Raw genomic sequence first — 18521 nt, 5'->3', positions numbered from 1 at the left:
GTGGCGCTCAGCGTCGGAGGGCGACGGCCGCGCCCTCCGCGTTCATGGCGCGGAGCCGTCGTGCAGATGGGAGCAGGGAGACGAAGGTGAGCCGGTCGTCTGGTAGGGCAATCGGGACAGCCCTCTGGCGGCCGTGGGCGCCTTCGCGGGCACGGCGAGCTCATCGCGAAGCGGCTGAACCCTGGTGGCATGCTCGCGTTCAGCCATGCAGAGCCAATCGGGGGATACGAGGGCCCACAGGCGATGTACGGCAACCTACTGAAGTCCCTCGACCTGATCCTTGGCCCACCACAGGAACGCGGCGGCGTGCTGCTGGTTGGCGAAGCCCTGGCCGACGAGGTCATTCAGGAGGTCGTTGCTCCAGAGGATGAGCCGGCCGAGGGTCCAGTTCACCGACTCGGGTGCCGGCAACTCCAGTCCGTAGACCATCCGCGCGATCTCGCGCTTGCCGCCCGCCTCCGTCGTGTACTTGAGGATCGTCAGGAACCGGTCGGGGTACGTCACGCAGAGAACCCTCGTGAGGAGGGCCTCCTTGAAACCGGTCATGGCGAACGACTTGGTGCCGTCCAGCAGGTGCTGGAGCCGGTCTTCGAGCGGCACGTCGTCAGGGCCGTACAGGAGGTACTCAATCGTCTTGCGGGTCGCCTCCCCGGCCGCGGCGTCGCCCATGTCGTTCCACGCGGAGTTGAAGGTGGCCTGATTGCCGGGGCGGGCTCCGACCTCGGAGTTGGCGAAGTCCTTGAGGACTCTGGGGCCGCACGTCCACAGCCCGTCGGGGGAGAAGATCCGCTGGTACTTCGACCAGTAGGCCGCCACGTCGGGGGCGAAGTCCGGTTTGACGGCGAGGTACTCCTCCTTCAGCTGGGCCACGCGCTCCAACTGTTCGGGATCGACGTCCTCGGGTTTCGGGAAACGGGCCTTGAGGTCGTCGAAGGTGCGGAGCGGGTTCCTCTGTGGGACGGTGGGCTTTTTGTGCTCCCATTCGTAGCCGCACCGATGCTTCACGAGGCGACGTCCGCCGTCGAGCGAGCGGATCACCTCGATGTCCTCGTCGTCGCTGCACAGTGGACACATAACCAACGCCATGGCTACCCCCGTTCCAACAGTGCTCGTGCCCACCCCGAGCTGCTGCACTTGTCCACCCAAGGGTCGCATTCTTGCATTCGGCAAGGGTGGGCGGGATGTGGGGCCATCCAGTGAGATCGGGAGGTGGCGCTGTTCCGCGTCGGCGAACTGGCGGACCAGACCGTCTGCTCGCGCCGCCCAGTCCGCGGGCATGAAGGCGCACTGCTCGAAAACAACATACGGACCATCACGCGCATAGCAGCTCAGCAGAGGGCAGTACCCACCCTTTCGGACGCGCGCCACGCGCATAAGATGCGCACACTCTTCATACTTTGGTTCCACCAGTTCAGCGAGGTGGCTCGTGCCCTCATCTGCCGTGACGCCCGACGAGGTCGTCCGCCACGTCTTCCGTTACCTCGCGGAGGTGGGTGAGAGCCGCACCAAACCGGTGCGGACCCACGACGACGCCAGGCATCAGGTGTGGTTCGCCGACCTGCCCGCGCAGTTCGGCTCCTTCCTCACCGACGTCGTCCCCGGCGAAACGCCGTTGTGGCTGCGTGCCGACCGCCCCGTTCGGCACGAACCGCCGGCTCCGCCGCTGCCGCTCGCCCACTGGCTGGCCGACCTGGAGATCCACGACTCGGCACGGGAAACGCCCCCCGAGCCGCGGGCCGAGACGGACATACCGGTGGAAGAGATCTCCGCCGAGGGAAGCGCACGCACCCGGCACATCACCGTGTCCCTGGCCGACTCGCCCCAACGTGACGCCGTGTACGCCCAGTACCGTGCCTGGTCCCGTGAATGGGAAGGGTGGGCACGTCGCGACCGCGCAATGAAGCCCGTCATACGTGCCTACGACCGCCTCTACCGCCTGTGCGTGGATGCCTCCGAACTCGGCGAGACCTTCGAACTGGTCGTCGGATTCGGCTACCTCACCTGGTCGGCACAGGGCGAGCCGATCCGCCGCCATCTCGTCACCTGCCGGGCCGTCATCACCATCGACCCCGACACCGGAGCCATCACCGTCGGACCAGACCCCGAGCACGGCAGCCCGGTGCTGGAGGAGTCCATGCTCGATCCCGGGCAGAAAGCGCGGGCGGACACCCGCGCCCTCGTACGGCAGGAGCTGGAAGCCGCCGGCGACACCACGGATCCGCAGCTCGCCGGCCAGATGCACCGGGCCCTCACCACCTGGACCATCGCGGCCCACGAAGCAGGCCGCTACGACCGCGCACCGAATCGGCACCGGGCAGCGGGAGACCCCGCCGTACCAGTCGTCAGCTTCGCGCCGATGCTGCTGCTCAGAGAGCGCACCCGGCGCAGCATGCTCGAAGCACTGCGCAGTGTCGCCCTGTCCATCGAGCAGGGCGCCGAGCCCACCGCTCTGTTGCGGGCGATCGCCGGTGCGGGCGGTCACCAGCCACTGGGGGAGCCAGGCAGCGGTGACGCCGCGGGGCCGCCGCCGGAGCTGTACTTCGCGCTGCCCTCCAACGACGAACAGCGCACCATCGCCGACCGGCTGCGGGACCGGGATCTCGTCGTGGTCCAGGGACCGCCCGGCACCGGGAAGACACACACCATCGCCAACCTGGTCACCGACCTTCTCGCGCACGGCAACCGCGTACTGATCACCAGCCATACGGCACGTGCCCTGAAGGTCCTGAAGGACAAACTCCCCGCCGGCATCCGCGAGCTGTGTGTCAGCCGAACCGATGACGGAGCAGGCCAGCAGGAACTGGAGCACTCCGTCAAGGCCATCCTCGACCGGCAGGGAGACTTCTCCTCGCGGGCGTACCGGCGTCGCATCCAGGAGCACGAGGAGCGCCTCAGATCCGCCCGGTCCGCGCAGGCGCTCGCCCTGAAGGCGTTGCGCGCGCTGCGGGAGCAGGAGACGTACCACCATCCGGCCGAGATCGGCGACTACGAGGGAACCCTGTGCCGGATCGCCCAGCGGCTCGCCGAGGAACACCCGCGGTTCGGCTGGATCGGAGCCGTCCCCGCCGACGCCCCGACGCTGGACGCCGAGGCCCTACCGCGCCTGCGTCGTGCGGCGCTCGCCTTCACCGACCGACATCGTGCACTCGCCGCATCGGTGAGTGCCGCGCCGCCCGCCCCGGGACAGCTGCCCACGGCGCCCGCCTTCGCCGAGGCGGTCGAGACGATCAGGACGGCGGAGGCCGACCTCGCCGCGCTCCGGCAGGACGGCTCCGTCTCCCGTCTCGACGACGCGGTGTCCGCCCTCACCCCGGCACAGCAGGACCAACTGGCCACCGCGATCGACCACTTCACTGCCGCAGCCAGGATGGCCACCTCGATGCCGGCCGCCTGGGCCGCCGAGCTGCGCGACGAAATCCTCGCCGGGCAGGACCTCGGCGCGCGCAGCCGTCACGAGCGCACCACCGCGGTCCTGACCACGATCGAGGAGGCGGAGCGTGCCCTCGGCGCCACCCTGGTCACTGGGCTGGAGGCGTACGACGTGCCGACGGCCCTCGGACTCGCCGGCATCCTCCGAGACGGGCTCGCGTCCGGTGCGAAGCTGCGCGGAGCCCTGGGCCTGAAGACCAAGCTGCGCAAGGCTGTCGGCGACTTCCCCGAGACCGTGCGCGTCGACGGCCGCGCCGTGGAGACAGCGACCGCCGCGTCCGCCGTGCTGCACCGCGTCACGCTGGAGCGGCACCTCCAGGACATCGAACAGGAGCGGGGCGACGGCCACGACGCATGGCAGGCCACCGCCCGGCGCATCGCCCGCCTGCGCCAGGACATCGCCACCCTCACCACTCTGACCGCTCTCGCCGACATGCGCCACGCCGTGGTCGGCGCTGCCGCAGCCGCACCAGGGCTGGCCGGCGCCGGCTGGGGCGACCCGGAGCGGGCCGCCACCGTGCGAAACCTCCTGAAGGCCAGAGCGGCGCGCAGGAACGCCGACCCCGCCCGCGCCCTGCTCGACGACGCCCTGCGTGTACTGCGTGCCGCGGCCCTCCGCAGGGGAGCCTCGGCAGCCCTGGAACGAGCCCGCGTCGCGGTCGAGTCCCGAGACCCGGCGGCCTATGGCGCCGCGGTAGACGACGTGGACGACCTGCGGGAGGCACTCGCGCGCAAGAAGGCGTGCGACGACGCCTACCGGCTGGCGGCGGCCGAACTCCCGGACCTCGCAGACAGACTGGAATCCACGCCCGAGGACGACGCGTGGGACACCCGGCTCGCGGACTTCGAGGCCGCGTGGGCGTGGTCGGTCTGGTACGACCGTATGAAGGAGCTGACGGACCCGGAGGCCGAGGCCCGGCAGCTGCGGCTGCTCGCCGAGGCGGACATCGAGATCCGCATCGGCCTGGAACGGCTGGCGGCCGACAAGGCCTGGTTCAGCTGTCTGTCCCGGCTCACGGACGACCAGGCCGTGGCCCTCACCTCGTACCAGCAGAACGTCCGCAAGCTGGGCAAGGGCACCGGCAAATACGCGGCCACCTACCGCAGACAGGCCCGGGAGAGCTTGCAGGCCAGCCAGGCGGCGGTGCCCGCCTGGATCATGCCGCTGCACCAGGTGACCGAGACCGTGCCGATGGACCGGGCCGGGCGCTTCGACGTCGTGATCGTCGACGAGGCCAGCCAGTCAGGCCCCGAGGCGCTGCTGCTCGCCTGGCTGGGTGCGAAGGTGATCGTCGTCGGCGACGACCAGCAGGTCAGCCCCGCCCAGGTGGGCGTGGACCACGATGAGCAATTCGCGCTCCAGCGACGGCTCCTCGCCCAGTTGCCCGCCGCCCGCCGCAACCTGTTCACACCGACCGCCAGCCTCTTCGACATCGCGTCCGGTCTGGCCGGAGGCCGCGGCAGGCTGATGCTCCAGGAACACTTCCGGTGCATGCCGGAGATCATCGGATTCTCCAACGAGCTCTGCTATGGCGGCCGGCTCCAGCCGTTGCGGCAGTACGGTGCCGACCGGCTGCGGCCCTTGCGCCCGGTGCATGTACCCGATGGCTACGTCGAAGGGAGTGGGCAGAAGCAGGTCAACCGGTCCGAGGCGGTGCGGCTGGTGGATCAGGTCGCCCGGTGCATCGCCGACCCCGCCTACGCGGGGCGCACCATGGGTGTGATCACCCTGCTCGGCGCGGGACAGAAGTACCTCGTCGAAGACCTGCTGGCCGACCGGATCCCGCTGGATGAGAGACAGCGCCGACGCCTGCGCGTGGGCAACGCCGAGGAGTTCCAGGGCGACGAGCGCGACATCGTCTTCATCAGTACGGTCGTGTCGCTCACCGGCCCCGACGGGCCGCGCCGCATCGGCTCCTTCAGCAGCTCCCTGAACCGGCAGCACCTCAACGTGGCCGCATCTCGTGCCCGCGACCAGGTGTGGTTGTTCCACAGCTTCACCCTCACGGAACTCGGCGAGACCGATCTGCGGCGTGCCTATCTGGACTGGTTCTCCCGCCCGGCCGAGGAGCAGGACGGCCTCGGACTCGGCGAGGTCCGGCCGGACGTTCCGCACGAGGCCTTCGACAGCCTCTTCGAGCAGCGTGTCTACCTGGCGCTGCGGGCCAGGGGCTACCGGGTGCGGCCGCAGTATCCAGCTGGCCGCTACCGCATCGACCTAGTGGTCGAGGGCGGCACCAGACGCCTTGCCGTGGAGTGCGACGGCGACGCGTTCCACACGGAGGAGAACGCCGACGCGGACGCGGCACGCCAGCGCGAACTGGAGCGCGTGGGCTGGACGTTCGTCCGCATCCGGGGCAGCCGTTTCTTCCTCGACCCGGAACGGGCACTCGAACCGCTGTGGGCGGAACTCGACCGACTCGGCATCGAGTCGGCGGCGTACCCACCCGCACACCGAGCTGCCGAGGACAGCCGCATGGGCCCGATCGGCGACGGCGGCACGGTCCCGACACGCGACGGCGACGTCCTATCCACCGGCGACGCAGAGCCCGCCCCCACTGCTGCCCCATCCGCCGGGCAACGGGACGTCCAGACCGAACCCTCGCACGGCACGGGCGAGGCGCAGCCTCGATTCGTGACCGTGGCACGGCTGCACCGCGACGAGGTCAATGCAGCCCAGCACGCGTTCAGCATGCGGGCGACCGTGCCCGGGACCGCACGGTTTCTCGGGGGAGCGGGAGCGCCGGGCTTCCCAGGGGCCGACGCCGTGGACATCCTGCGCGAGGGGCATGCCGTCGTGCGGGTCGCCCACCCCGAGGTACAGGCCATGATCCGCGCCGCGATCGCCCATGCTGACGTACCCGTACTGGGAGACGACGGTCAGGTGGGGGTGGCACGGCACCACGCGCCCGGCTCCTCGGCGCTTCCGACGGCCGTACGACGGAACTGCTGCGTGCACGACCGGCGGCCGACCGGGCCCCGGTGAAGAGTCTTCCGGCGGTGCCGTGGCAGCCGACCCGCGGCGACGAACCCGCCGCCGTGACGGGATCCGCGGTGCCGGGCGGTGCCGGGTCCTCCCCCAGCCTCCCGGCCGACCGGCTCAGCGTCGCCGCCCATCGACGGGTGCAGCGCGAGCTCCAGCGCGTGCAGGACGCGCTGGACCAGCCGCTTCCGGAGATCGTGGCCGTGGACTCGTCCTCAAGGAAGGCCCAGCTGGCCGACCACGACAGGCGGCGCCAGGCCTTGCAGGAGCGGCGCAGCCACCTGCGTGCCCTGCTCGACCAAGTGGTCCCTGACTCCTCCCTGACGGGTGGGGCGATGGTCGTCCCTGGATGCCTCGTCGGAGTCGAGGACCCGGACGAGCCCGGCATCATGACGTACGAGATCGCGATGCTCGCGGGGGACGAGGCGGAGCGGTTGAGTCCCGACACCCCGCTGGGGAAAGCCCTGATGTGGCGAGAGGTCGGGGAGGAGGTGAGCTGGCAGACGGAGCGGGGCACGCGCATGCGCGTCGTTGTCCGGTACATCCAGGACTGAGAGACCGCAGCGGAGCGGGGCGGCGCGGCGGATACGGGGCAGTTCGTAGCTGGTCGTGCCCAACAGCCCCGTGTCCCGCCAGGCCAGTTTGCTGGCGTGCGCGACCCGGGAGCGCTCCGCAGCCGCGGTGAGCCGGACGCATTCCATCACCACTCGTGGCCTGGTCCTCCAGCGCCGTCAGGTAAATCCGGCGGATACGGAGCGTCAGGCGGTCGGTGGCGACGGGCCTTGGTCGCCGTCCCGAGTAGGGGTGGAACAGGCCGAGGGGGCGTTTGCGATCGGCGCCAGGAAGAAGATGGCGAGGGCCAGTTCGACGAGGCCTATCCCGGCGGTCCAGGCCAGGACCCGCAGGGGTCCGCGCAGATCCAGGCTGTACAGGGTGACCAGTGCGCTGGCGCAGGCCAGCTGCCGAACTCCCCGGCGACCATTCCATGAGGGGCACCAGACCTCTCATTGGAGGTGGGGAAGGCCGGCATTCTCATCGGTCGGCGCTGCCGGGCGGGACGACCCATTCGGTGGGTTGGCCGGTGAGGGAGGCGATCATGTCGAAGTCTCCGTCGTAGTGGAGGACCGTTCGCCGGTTCAGTTCCGCTGTGGCGGCGATCAGCAGATCGGGGAGGGACAGAGCGCGGTGGAAGCCTGAGTTGAGGGCATGGCGCTGGATCTCGAGAGCGCGGGTGAAGGTGTCGTCGTCGGTGCGGAGGTAGTCGAAGGCGTGGAGCCAGGTGCTGATCCGGGTTGCTTCCGAGCTGTCCCGTGCGGAGTGGATCATCTCGAACTCGGTGGGCTGGCATACGGCGAGGAGGTAGCGCTCGTGCAGAGGCTTGAGCACCTCCTTGACGCTCGGCTTCGTCCAGCGGGCTAGGGCGGACTTGTCGATCAGATAGCGGTCCTGCATCAGGCGGCCCGGCCTCCGTCGCGGTCGCCGTTGTGCTTGAGAGAGCCGTCGGCGTTGCGGGGGCCGGTGTTCTCGACGATCTCACTGAAGTCGAGCTCGCCGGCGTCCATGGCGTCGAAGCCCTCCTGCCGAAGGTGCCTCTTGACGGCGTCTTCCATGGCGAGGCGGACGGCTTTGGCCTTCGTTTTGGTCCCGAAGATGCGCATGGCCTCGGTGACCATGTCTTCATCGAGGTCGATGACGGTTCTGGCCATGTGGTGATCCTCTCGGAGGTGCTCCTTCCAGCGAAATGATACCAATCATCAGCGATGACAGATATCGTTTCGATCATTAGGTCCGTCATGGATGGAGGCTGTGGCGTTCACGGGTGACGTGCCGCGTGGTCGCCCGTTGTGAGAAATGGACAGTCGCCCTCATGTCGGGCTCCGCCCCTGTCGGGGGTTTCGCCAGAAGCGATGGGGTGGCGGGAGGGAGTCGACCAAGCGGCCCTGTCGGTGGACGGCCGGTGGACAGACGCCTTTGGATGGTGCATCACAGGGTGGCACGGGCCAACCTGTCGCACGTGCTCTGATCAGGAAAAACGTCACCACGCAGCACGACGAGATACCAGGCAACACGATCGCTCATGGTCCCGTAATGCGTAGGTCTCGGGTTCGAATCCCGAAGGCGGCTCTTTGAAGCCCAGCCTAGACACTGTCTGAGCTGGGCTTTTGCGTTCAGCGGATGCGGCGGCGGTGCCGGGCACGGGTCGCGCGGCGGTCCACGGTCTCAGTTGTGGTCTCAGACGCGGGTTCCGGTGCAGGTGGCGAGCCCAGACCGGCCCTTGACGTAGTGGCGGGTCTGGCTGGTCTGGGTGTGTTGGAGGATCTCCATGATGGTCACGATGTCCACGCCCAACTCGTTCAGATCTTTGAACTCCTCGCAGTCGGCCCGGGGGGCGAGCGGCCGAAGCGATGGATGCCAGCGGCAATTCCTCATCGAGGACACCAAGAGGGTGAAGGGACGATAATCAAGAGCACCAAGGACATTGAGGTGGCGGACAGCTTGTCAGTGCCATCGATGACGCTCTGGCCGGAAAGTACACTGGTGCGTCCAACTATCCAGGTCTCGAGGTCTGGGGAACTGCTGATGGGGGACGACGTCCGCCTTATGGAAGAACTCGTCGCAGCCGTACCCGAGTTCGGTGAGCTCTACGAGATCCACGTGGAGAACCAGGGCGAGCCACTGCCTCATGTCTTCTTCGGGCTGGACGTGACACCGGCCGTCGTCGGCTCCTACCTTGGCAGGAACCCCGAGGCGCGTGACTGGCGGGCGACCCTGAAGTTCCTGGAGCGGCAGCTGGGACGAGGGATCCCCGGCGTCACCGAAGTGATCGTGACATCGTTCCTGGACCAGTTGCCCTACCGGGACGAGCCGGGATACGAGGTCGTCGAACATCTCGGTCCGCTCCTGTCCGCGAAGTACCGTGAGCTGCGTCCATCGGGCTGAGGCGAAGGGTGCCGGAGCGAAGGGCCCCCAGCGGGAGACCGAGAGACTCCGATGCTGTTGGCTAATCTGAGGGTCTGGGGGTTCCGGCGGAGACGGTGCGCATGGTCGCGGAGGTCCGGCCGGATTACCCGACCGAGTGGGCCGCGTTGGAGGCGGGCGCCGCGAACCTCGGGATCTGGGCCGCTGCGCCGGTGCGGACGGGGTCCGCAAGGTCGAAGCCGATGCCAGCCAGCTCCCCGGCGTGATTTCGGATGAGGCTGCAGAGAACGAGCGCCTGAAGGCGGAGAACGCCGAACTGCGGTGGCCGAACGAGATCTTCAAGACCTGATCGAGGTGGGGGCGAAGTGGGTAGGAATGTTGGCTGCGTAGTTGCCAGTGCAATTATGGTGGGGCTGTTGGGGGTTGGCTGTGGAAGCGGTGAGAACGGGGCATCGGCTCCGCCGTCCGAGCCGACACGAGCGAAGGCGTCGCCCTCCTCGTCCTCCGAGACTGCGGAGAAGACCCAGGCTCAAGTGGTGAGGGATCTTCGGTACGCCTTCGGAGACGTAGGTGAGGGTTTTGTTGTCGCGAAGGACCCTCTTGGGCGCGACTGCGTGGTGAATGGCACGGCACTCAGCCGAAAGATTCCAGGCAAAGAGGAGTTGCTGCGGGGTGTCCGCCTTTTGGAGGAACGGGGTTGGCGCCTTGATGGCGATGTGATGGAGATGAGTCCTGCGTTCGCCGCCTTCCTCGATCTGGGGGAGTGGTCCGTCACGGCTGGTGTGGCGCCCGTCCCGGACGAGGTCGAAGAGCAGGCGGCTTCGAATGCGGGGATGTTGACCGTCTCGGCGACAGGGTCATGCAAGCCCTCGTCGTAGCGACGCCACCAGCGCCCTGGCCGAGGCCTTCGAGACGGCGGAGCGGTCGGGATCACCGGGGGGCGTGATCCGGTAACGGGCTCGTAGCTCCGGCGTCAGGATGTCGCCCATGATGGCGAAGGCGAGCGCCGTGAGACCGCCGCCGCCGATGCCCTGCAGCGCGCGGTAGGCCGCGAGCTGGTACATGGACCCGGCCAGGCCGCAGAGCAGCGACCCGACCAGGAAGAGGCCGATCGCCGACATGTACAGCTTCTTGCGGCCGTACAGGTCGGACAGCTTGCCGAACAGCGGGGTCGCGGTCGTCGCAGTGACCATGTAGGCCGTGGTCGCCCAGGCCTGGACGGTCTGGCCGTGCAGCTGGTCGGCGATCGTGCGCATGGCGGCCGCGACGATGACGAAGTCGAGCGACGACAGCATCAGGCCCAGCATCAGCCCGATGACGACCGTGCGGACGGCACGGGACTCCGGTGTGCCCGGGATCTCCGCGCTACTCGCTCCTCTGCCATGTCTCAGCCCTCGTACGGCCGGGCGGCCCGGCCCTCGCGCAGGGTCAGGCCCCACCAGGTGAGCTGGTCCAGCAGGACGGCGGAGGCCTTGGTGGCGCCGACGGCGTCGTGGGGCCGGCCGTCCTCGTCGAACTTCTCCCACGCCATGTGGAAGCTCACGGTGTCGCGCAGGGTGACGGCGTGCAGCTCGGCGAAGACCTGGCGCAGCTGTTCCACGGCCCGCAGACCGCTGGCCATGCCGCCGTAGGAGACGAAACCGACCGGCTTGGCCCGCCACTCGCTGTAGACGTAGTCGATGGCCAGTTTCAGGGAAGCCGGGTAACCGTGGTTGTACTCGGGCGTGATGACGACGAAGCCGTCCATGCCACCGATGCGCTGGGCCAGGGAGGGGACGCCGTCCGGGGCGCCCGACGGATCGAAGGTGAGCTTGAGCTCGTCCACGAGAGCGGGCTCGGACAGGTCGATGACATGGATCTCCATGTTCTCGCGCTTGCCGATCTCGGAGATGAACCACTGCGAGATCCTGTCGGCGAACCGGCCGGTGCGCACGCTGCCGATGAGGACGCCGATCTTGAGCGGGGGCTGAGACATGTGGGGTTCCTCGTTTGTGTGATGAACAGGCAGGGTGGGTTGCTGCGGCGGGCGGAGGGCCCGGGCAGGTGTGGTGAAGCGGCGGTACGGGGGTTACGGGAGTTACGGGGGTTCCCTGCGAGCCCCCGGCCCACCGCGGCGGCTCAGTCGGTCAGCAGGACGATCTTTCCGCGGCCGTGGCCGGTCTCCAGCTCCCGGTGCGCGTCCTCGGCCCGGGACAGCGGGAAGGTCCCCCGCACGTGGACCTTGAGCCTGCCGTCGGCGACCAGCGCGGCCAGCTCGCCGAGCCGCTGGGCGGAGCGCCGGCTGCCGATCCACCGCACGCCCAGCTACTCGTAGACCTCGTGGGCGAAGATCGTGCCGACCCGGTCCTTGTCCTTGACCAGTTCGACCGCGACCCGCAGGCCGTCGGCGCTCGCGGTGTCCAGGGCCGCGTCCAGACCCTCGGGGGGCGGCCTCGCGCACCCGGTCGATCAGGCCCTCGCCGTAGGTGACCGGGATCGCGCCCAGCTCGCGCAGGTAGGCGTGGTTGTCCTCGCGGGCGGTGGCGATCACCTTGGCGCCGCGCAGGACCGCGAGCTGCACCGCGATGGTGCCGACCACCCGCGGCGCCGTTGACGAGCACGGTCTCGCCCGCGGAGACGCCGAGGATCTCGATCGCGGTGTGCGCGGTCTGCCCGGAGGCGGAGAGGCTGCCGGCGACCTCCCAGGGCAGCGCCACGGGCTTGGCCACGATCTGGTCGGCGGGGGCGACCACGTACTCGGCGTAGGTGAGCTGGGTGCGGTAGCCCAGCACCTCGTCACCCGGGGCGAAGCCGGTGACGCCCTCGCCCACCGCTTCCACCACGCCGGCGAAGTCCCCGCCCGTGATGTGCGGGAAGGTCATGGTGAAGCCCGGCGGGTTCCATCCCCCGCGCATCGCGCAGTCGGTGGGCTGGGAACCCGCGGCCTTCACCCGCACTCGTACCTCACCCGGCCCCGCCTCGGGAGTCGGGACCTCCATCTGCTCCAGAACCTCGGGACCCCCGAACGCGTGGAAGGCGGCAGCCTTCATGGTCAACACCCCTTTGCAGCAACGGTTTTGCGGTCCGCAGGCCCTCGTGGGGGCTGCGCGAGAAACGTAAAATCTCAAGTTTGCTTGAGGTCAAGCGGTGATCAGGAAGTGGCCGGAACGGCTGTGGCGTCGCGGCCGGTGCTCGGCGTCAGCGCTTGGTTGCGGCCCACTCGACGGCCCGGGCTTCGTAGAGCAGGCCCGTCTGGCGGGCGTAGAACTGGGGGCCACCGGTCTGCGGTTACTGCACGGTGGTGCTGGACGACTGCACCGGCGTGGCCGGATTCGGGTGGCACTGCACCGGGGTGAAGTCGTTGATCGTGGTGTTCAGTCGCTTCAGGGAGACCGCTCGTAGGAGGCGCGTGTGACGGATCGGTCGGGGACGGGCTCGGAGCGGCTGTCGGGTGTTCCGGTGGAGGGGGGCCGGTGGTCGGCGACCGCAGCGGATGTTCGGCGGGTCAGGGAGGTCTGGGAGGAGCTGGGGATCCACTGCTCGCCTGCCGCGCTGCGGTTCGTCGAGGAGTTCGAGGGGAGCGGCTTCACGTACCCGCGGCATCCGCTGGATCCGGGGACGCACCGCTGCGCACTGGACGCCGAGCGCGCCAGTCGTATCGTCCACGGCGACAGGCTGCGCGCCTACGAACAGCGGGCCGGGCGGAGACTGACGCCGGTGGGCACGGCGGCGTCCGGCCCCCTCGTGCTCCTCGTCGCCGAGGGAGGGCGGACGTACGGCGCCTATGACGCGTTCCTGGCTCTGTACGGAGAGAACCCGGAGGAGGCGTTGGCGCATCTCCTCGGCAGGGTTCGCCCCGTGCGACTGGAGTGACCGGAGTGAGTGGGGGAGCGGTGCGGTGGGGGCGGGGGCTCAGCGGCCCACCTCGTGGTGGTGGCCCGTCGGGCCCGGCAGGGGTTTGAGGTCCACCTGGATGCGGTGGGTGGAGTCGTGGCTGACCGTGCCGCCCAGACGGGCCTCGACGACGCCGAGGCGGAGGCCCGCGCCGCCCTCGCCCGAGCGGTGGAACTGGACCGCGAACTCCAGGCTGACCTGCTCCACGCTGAACCGCCAGTCGCTCGCCGCGCCCTCGGCCTGGGCCCGGGCCAGCTCCGCGCGGACCGTGCCGATGGCCTCCGCCAGGCCGACCGGTTCGGTATCGCTCATGCCAACACCCCGTCGGATTCAGTTGATCGGCCGGATCGATCGACCGAGCCAAGTTGGTTCACAAGTCTAGGGACGCGGCATGCCTCGCGCGTAGTGTGAGGCAGCATGGGGGAATTGCGTGCGGACTGGAGACTCCGGCTGCGGCGCGGGAGTGCGCGGGGCCCCATCTGCGGCGCCGGGGTGCTCGTCGATCAGAACACGGCGTTGACCTGCGCCCATGTGGTGCGGGATCCGGGCGCCGTGATGTGGGTGGAGTTCGCGGAGAACAGTGACATCGAGGCGGTGTCCGCGCGTGTGCCGCCCGGCGGTTGGCTGCCCGGCGGTTGCCTGTCGGGGAGCGGCGGCGGTGGGGCGCGCGTCGGTGAAGGACGCGTCGGTGAAGGGCGCGTCGGCGCGGCGGTCGGTGAGGACGTCGCCGTACTGCGGCTGGACCAGCCCCGGCCCCAGGCGCGGCCCGCCCGGCTGGATACCGGGCTGTGGGGCGGGATGGAGGTGTCCGCCACCGGGTACGCGGAGGGTTTCGACGACGGGATGAGCCTGTGGGGGCGTATCGGTGGGGTCAGCGGTGAGCGGGTGCAGCTCGACGCCGTGACCAAGGCCGAGGTGGTGCGCCGGGGGTTCAGCGGGGCCGCCGTGTGCACCCGGCCGGAGGAAGGGCGGCCCGCGCGGGTCGTGGGGCTCGTCGTCAGCTGGCGCGGAGACATGGGCGAACTGCTGCCCGAGAACAACCGGCTCGCCTTCTCGTATCTGATCCCCGTCGCGCGTATCGCCGAACTCTCGCCCGTGATCGCCGAGTTGTGCGGCCCCTACGCCTGGGACCACGACTTCGAGGAGCGGCTGACCCGCTGGTTCGCCGACGAGGACGCCGACGAGGAGCCGGTCAAGGTCACCGTCGTACCCCCGGGGACCGGGAAGGAACGGTCGTTGCGGCATCTCGTGCACCGGGCCGATCTCGTCCACCGGGGTGGCGGGTCCGGCCGGCCCGACCTCGCCGATCACGCGCTGGGGCACATCGCCTTTCCGCCCGGGCGGTATCTGGCGTACTGGGACTGGCTGCTCGGGACCCGGCCGCCGCCCGGGCGGGCGCCCGCGCTCGTGGGCGGGCGGCCCACCGTCGTGGTCGACGGGCTCGACGAGGAACCCGAGCCGGCGGCGCTGATCGCGCTGCTCGCCCGATTACGGTCGCTCGGCTTCCGGTTGCTGCTGGTCTTCCGGCACGAGGGCGGCACCGGTTGGACCGCCGCCCGCGACGAACTCCTCGCGCCCGCGCTCCTCGACCACGCGGATGCGCTCCTCGCGCGGCTGGAGCGGGCCGAGTTCAGCCGCGCGGTCCGGCACGGCGTCGTCGACAGCGCCTCCCTCGGCGCCCTCACGGAGACGGCCGAACGACGCCGGAGCGAACGCCGGTCGATCGACGCGGGAGGGGGGAGCGGTGTTGTCGGCGAGGCCGCCGATCCGCAGCAACGCCTTGCCCGGCTGAGAAAGTTGGTCCGCACCCTGCGCGCGGATCTGCGGCGTATGGGGGAGCGGGCGGGAGGGGGGCCGCCGACCGGGGAACGGGCGGGGGAAGGACGGCCGACCGGGGAGCGGGCCGACGGAGCGTGGCCTCCCGGCGACGGGGCGGGTGGAGGGCCGCCCGCCGGCGACGGGGCGGGTGGAGGGTGGCCCGCCGGCGACGGGGCGGGTGGAGGGTGGCCCGCCGGAGACCGGCCGGGTGGAGGGTGGCCCGCCGGAGACCGTCCCTCCGGGGGGCGAATGTCCGGAGACCGGCCTTCTGAAGGCCGCGGGCCCGGGGACTGGCCCGCCAGAGACCGCCCCTCCGGGGACCGCTCGCCCGGGGACCGTCCCTCCGAAGGCCGCGTTCCCGGAGACCGGCCTGCCGAAGGCCGCCCACCCGGGGACTGGCCTACCGGGGACCGCTCGCCCGGGGAGCGTCCCTCCGGAGGCCGCGTTCCCGGAGACCGGCCTGCCGAAGGCCGCTCACCCGGGGGTTGGCCTACCGGGGACCGCTTGCCCGGGAACCGTCCCTCCGAAGGCCGCACGCCCGGGGGTTGGCCTACCGGGGACCGCTTGCCCGGGAACCGTCCCTCCGAAGGCCGCACGCCCGGAGGTTGGCCTCCCGGTGACCGCGAGCCCGGGGACTGGCCCGCCGGAGACCGTCCCTCCGAAGGCCGTGCGCCCGGAGACCGGCCTACCGGAGGCACGGCATGAGGTTTGCCGCTCGTATCGGGATGGGGGCGGGGGGCCCGGAGGCAGCGGCACCGGCCACCCGTGGCTCGGCGGGCCCGGGGGCGGGTGCACCCGGGGCAGGCGGGGCAGGGGGTTCTGGGGGCGGGCGTTCGGGGCGATCCGGTGGTCACGGGGCGGGGGCGCCTACGTGTCCGCATCGGCGGTTCACCGGTGCTCCGTGCAGTGGGAGTCTGTTGCCCACCGGGTACTGCGCCGTGTGCGGGCGGGCGGAGGACGGGCCCCGGCTGCCCGTACTGCCGGAGGAACCACGGGAGTTCGGGCCCGCCGAGCTGCTCGCGCTGCCCGAGCGGGCGTCGCGGCCCGCGCGGGAGCGGCTCATCCATCCCGAGGCGCCGCTGCGCGTCCGCATGGTCTGCTCGTCCGCCGAGTGCGGCATCACCTTCGCCCCGCCCTACACCGTCGGCCCCGTGCCGGTCGAGGGGTACTGCCCGGCCTGCGGCGAGCCCTACTCGTACCGGCCCGAACTCGCCGAGGGCGACGTGCTGCGCGACCAGTACCGGATCATGGGGCCCATCGCGCACGGCGGCCAGGGCTGGGTGTACCTCGCCGAGGACACGCACCTCGGCGACGTGGTCGCCGTGAAGGGGCTGCTCAACCGGTACGAGCAGGACGGGGCCCGGCTCGCCGACGTCGAACGCCGCAACCTCGTCGCCATCCGCCACCCCCGTATCGTCCAGATCCGCGACTTCGTCGCCCGGCGCGACGCCTCCGGGCGGATCACCGGCGGCTACATCGTCATGGACGACGTCGGCGACGGCACCCTCGACAAGGTCGTCAAGGAGACCCGGCGCGGGGAGTCCGTCCTCGACATCGAGCACGTGGCCGCGTACGGCTGCCAGATCCTCGAAGCGCTCGTGCATCTGCACACCGGCGGCGAGAAGGGCTTCGTGTACGGGGACATGAAACCCTCGAACGTCGTGCACCACGGCGACGGCGTCAAGGTCATCGACCTCGGCGGTATGCGCGAACAGGGCCAGGACCAGCCGCCCGCCCATGTCACCCCCGACTACATGGCGCCCGAGACGGCGTCCTCGCCCATGCCCACCACCGCCCACGACCTGCACACCGTCGGTGTCACCCTGCGGGAACTCGCCGGCTGGGCCGTCGACGAGGTGCCCGGCCTCGGCACCGCCTCCTTCCGGGAGGTCGTCGACCGCGCCACCCGCACCGATCCGGGGCTGCGCTTCACCGACGCCCGCGAGATGGCCGGCCAACTGCGCGGCGCGCTGAGGGAGATCCGCGCCCTGCGCGGCAAGAGCGACCCGCCCGAACCCTCCGACTACTTCTGGCCGTCCCCGCAACTGCTGGGCGCCCGGCTCGGCACGGTGCCCGGCATCGAACACTGGCTCGACCGCCCCCGGCGCGACCGGTACGACCCGCCGCTCGCCCCCGCCCTCGACCTCGGCGCGCCCACCCTCACCGAGATCGCCCGCCGGCTGCCGGTGCCCAGGCGCTACCCGGGCGACCCGCAGACGGCGCGGTTCGAGGTCAGCAGCGGCTACGACCCCGGCCGGCTCCTCGACCAGGAGGAGGGCAAGCCGCCCTCGGTCGAGATCCGTCTGCACAACGTCCGGGTCCTGCTCGGCCGGAACAGCCGGGACGACCTGGAGCGGGCCCAGGAGGAACTGGACACCGCCGACTCCATCCCCGGGCCCTCCGCCGTACGCCGGTGGCGGCTGGAGTGGCACCGCGCGCTGGTGGCGCTGCGCCGGGCCGACCTCGACGACGCCCCGCGCCTGGTCGCCGAGGCCAGGCGCCACTTCGCCGCGGTCCGGCTCGAACTGCCCGGCGAGTACGCGCCCAAGCTGGCCCTCGCCTACTGCGGGGAACGGCTCGGCGACGCCACGGCCGGGCCCACCGCCAAGGAGCTGTACGAGGCCGTGTTCGCCCGGAACACCGCCCACGGCGGCGCGGCCCTGGGCCTCGCCCGGCTCGCGCTCCGCGCGGGCGACCGCCAGGCCGCGCTCGACGTCCTCGGCCGGGTCCGCCCCGGCACGCTGGACCACACCGTCACCCGGATCGCCTCCCTGCGCATCCGCTCGGCCCGGCTGCCCCGTGACGCCGATCCGCTTCCCGCTCCCAGTGAGGTCGACGCGGCGCTGGCCGAACTGAGCGACCTCGTCCGCCGCGAACCGGGCGCCGGCGGGCCGAGCCTGTCCGAGGACGAGGCGCTGCGGCTCAGCACCGAACTGCACGAATGGAAGCTGGACGCGCTCCACAGCCGCGGCGACCGGCCCGGTCCCGGGGGTGCGGGGGGCGGCCGGCTCGATCCCGGCGGCCTGCGGCGGCTGAGCGCGCGGGAGCGGGAGCTGCGCGCGCGCATCGAGTCGCACTACCGCCAACTCGCCGCCCGGCACGGCGAGTCGAGCGCCGTGCACGAGCATCTCGTGGATCTGATGCAGGCGGTACGGCCGCAGACGGTGGTCTGACGGCCCGGCGGGGCCCGGGGCCGGGGCCGGGAGAGAGGGAACCGAGGGCCCTGGGGCCGGTGGGGGGAGAGGGATCCGAGGGGCCTGGGGAGTCCGCGGGGCTTGTGAGGGGCCTGGGCGCGCGTAGGGCTCCGGGGGCTGAGGAGACCGGTGTGCCGCCTCCATGTGGTCCGTACGGCTACGAACGGGGAAGGAACGGTGACGCACGACATGAGCGGGCGCGTGAGCGGGCACATGAGCCGGGGCGTGAGCGGACACATGGGTCGGGGCGGCGTGAGCGGACATATGGGTCGGGCGGCGTGAGCGGGCAGACGGGCTTCGGGCGT

General features: G+C 70.8%; 14 protein-coding genes and 3 pseudogenes. 8 read left to right on the top strand and 9 right to left on the bottom strand.

Annotation, left to right across the window (positions count from 1 at the left end):
• Positions 1-255 precede the first annotated feature (255 nt).
• Positions 256-1086 (bottom strand): hypothetical protein, encoded by an 831-nt coding sequence (locus HW837_RS46315; protein ID WP_045563114.1) that lies wholly within the window; start codon positions 1084-1086, stop codon positions 256-258.
• 340 nt (positions 1087-1426) lie between these two features.
• Between HW837_RS46315 and HW837_RS46310 the strand changes: the two genes are divergently transcribed.
• Positions 1427-6415, top strand: coding sequence for an AAA domain-containing protein (locus HW837_RS46310; protein ID WP_313895533.1), 4989 nt, complete (start codon positions 1427-1429; stop codon positions 6413-6415).
• Positions 6412-6966 carry a GreA/GreB family elongation factor gene (locus HW837_RS50220; RefSeq protein WP_313895534.1) on the top strand — a complete coding sequence of 185 codons (555 nt, stop codon included), beginning with the start codon at positions 6412-6414 and terminating at the stop codon, positions 6964-6966. The genes HW837_RS46310 and HW837_RS50220 overlap by 4 nt, the downstream gene beginning before the upstream one ends.
• Positions 6967-7444: 478 nt before the next feature.
• Here HW837_RS50220 and HW837_RS46305 read toward each other — a convergent pair whose 3' ends face one another.
• The 3 genes and pseudogenes from HW837_RS46305 to HW837_RS46295 all read right to left on the bottom strand — a co-directional run.
• Positions 7445-7864 (bottom strand): PIN domain nuclease, encoded by a 420-nt coding sequence (locus HW837_RS46305; RefSeq protein ID WP_045563116.1) that lies wholly within the window; start codon positions 7862-7864, stop codon positions 7445-7447.
• Positions 7864-8118, bottom strand: coding sequence for a type II toxin-antitoxin system VapB family antitoxin (locus tag HW837_RS46300; RefSeq protein WP_045563117.1), 255 nt, complete (start codon positions 8116-8118; stop codon positions 7864-7866). The genes HW837_RS46305 and HW837_RS46300 overlap by 1 nt, the downstream gene beginning before the upstream one ends.
• A 462-nt stretch (positions 8119-8580) precedes the next feature.
• Positions 8581-8821 (bottom strand): annotated as a pseudogene (locus HW837_RS46295) (tyrosine-type recombinase/integrase); the annotation flags it as partial.
• A 171-nt stretch (positions 8822-8992) separates the two neighbouring features.
• Here HW837_RS46295 and HW837_RS46290 point away from each other — a divergent pair.
• Together HW837_RS46290 and HW837_RS46285 are read left to right on the top strand one after the other, a co-directional pair.
• Positions 8993-9352, top strand: coding sequence for a DUF7674 family protein (locus HW837_RS46290; RefSeq protein WP_045563118.1), 360 nt, complete (start codon positions 8993-8995; stop codon positions 9350-9352).
• Positions 9353-9488: 136 nt separating this feature from the next.
• Positions 9489-9680, top strand: a complete 192-nt coding sequence (locus tag HW837_RS46285; protein WP_143110760.1) for a hypothetical protein — start codon at positions 9489-9491, stop codon at positions 9678-9680.
• A 508-nt stretch (positions 9681-10188) separates the two neighbouring features.
• Here the strand turns inward: HW837_RS46285 and HW837_RS46280 are convergent.
• From HW837_RS46280 to HW837_RS50215, 3 genes are all read right to left on the bottom strand, one after another.
• Positions 10189-10638 (bottom strand): MFS transporter, encoded by a 450-nt coding sequence (locus HW837_RS46280; RefSeq protein ID WP_045563119.1) that lies wholly within the window; start codon positions 10636-10638, stop codon positions 10189-10191.
• An 80-nt stretch (positions 10639-10718) separates the two neighbouring features.
• Positions 10719-11306 carry an NADPH-dependent FMN reductase gene (locus HW837_RS46275; protein ID WP_193382732.1) on the bottom strand — a complete coding sequence of 196 codons (588 nt, stop codon included), beginning with the start codon at positions 11304-11306 and terminating at the stop codon, positions 10719-10721.
• Positions 11307-11449: 143 nt separating this feature from the next.
• Entirely contained in the window at positions 11450-11629 is a 180-nt protein-coding gene (locus tag HW837_RS50215; RefSeq protein ID WP_313895535.1) for a zinc-binding dehydrogenase, read from the bottom strand.
• Between the two features lie 291 nt (positions 11630-11920).
• Here HW837_RS50215 and HW837_RS50210 point away from each other — a divergent pair, with 291 nt between their 5' ends.
• Complete coding sequence (locus tag HW837_RS50210) at positions 11921-12076, top strand: hypothetical protein (RefSeq protein WP_313895537.1); 156 nt, start codon at positions 11921-11923, stop codon at positions 12074-12076.
• 11 nt (positions 12077-12087) lie between these two features.
• Here the strand turns inward: HW837_RS50210 and HW837_RS50545 are convergent.
• Positions 12088-12225: pseudogene (locus HW837_RS50545) on the bottom strand (alcohol dehydrogenase catalytic domain-containing protein); the annotation flags it as partial.
• Between the two features lie 496 nt (positions 12226-12721).
• Here HW837_RS50545 and HW837_RS46265 point away from each other — a divergent pair.
• Complete coding sequence (locus HW837_RS46265; protein ID WP_045563121.1) at positions 12722-13183, top strand: SUKH-3 domain-containing protein; 462 nt, start codon at positions 12722-12724, stop codon at positions 13181-13183.
• A gap of 39 nt (positions 13184-13222) precedes the next feature.
• Here the strand turns inward: HW837_RS46265 and HW837_RS46260 are convergent, their stop codons facing one another.
• The gene (locus HW837_RS46260) at positions 13223-13516 is read right to left on the bottom strand and encodes a trypco2 family protein (protein WP_045563122.1); all 294 of its coding nucleotides are present in this window, start codon (positions 13514-13516) and stop codon (positions 13223-13225) included.
• Positions 13517-13621: 105 nt separating this feature from the next.
• On the opposite strand from HW837_RS46260, the pseudogene HW837_RS46255 reads away from it, so the two are divergent.
• Together HW837_RS46255 and HW837_RS46250 are read left to right on the top strand one after the other, a co-directional pair.
• Positions 13622-15046 (top strand): annotated as a pseudogene (locus HW837_RS46255) (S1 family peptidase); the annotation flags it as partial.
• Positions 15047-16113: 1067 nt separating this feature from the next.
• Positions 16114-18195 (top strand): tetratricopeptide repeat protein, encoded by a 2082-nt coding sequence (locus HW837_RS46250; protein ID WP_234442846.1) that lies wholly within the window; start codon positions 16114-16116, stop codon positions 18193-18195.
• Positions 18196-18521 lie beyond the last annotated feature (326 nt).

It is taken from the genome of Streptomyces caniscabiei (assembly GCF_014930365.1).
Lineage (GTDB): Bacteria > Actinomycetota > Actinomycetes > Streptomycetales > Streptomycetaceae > Streptomyces > Streptomyces caniscabiei.
This window is presented reverse-complemented; position numbering and strand designations above follow the sequence as displayed.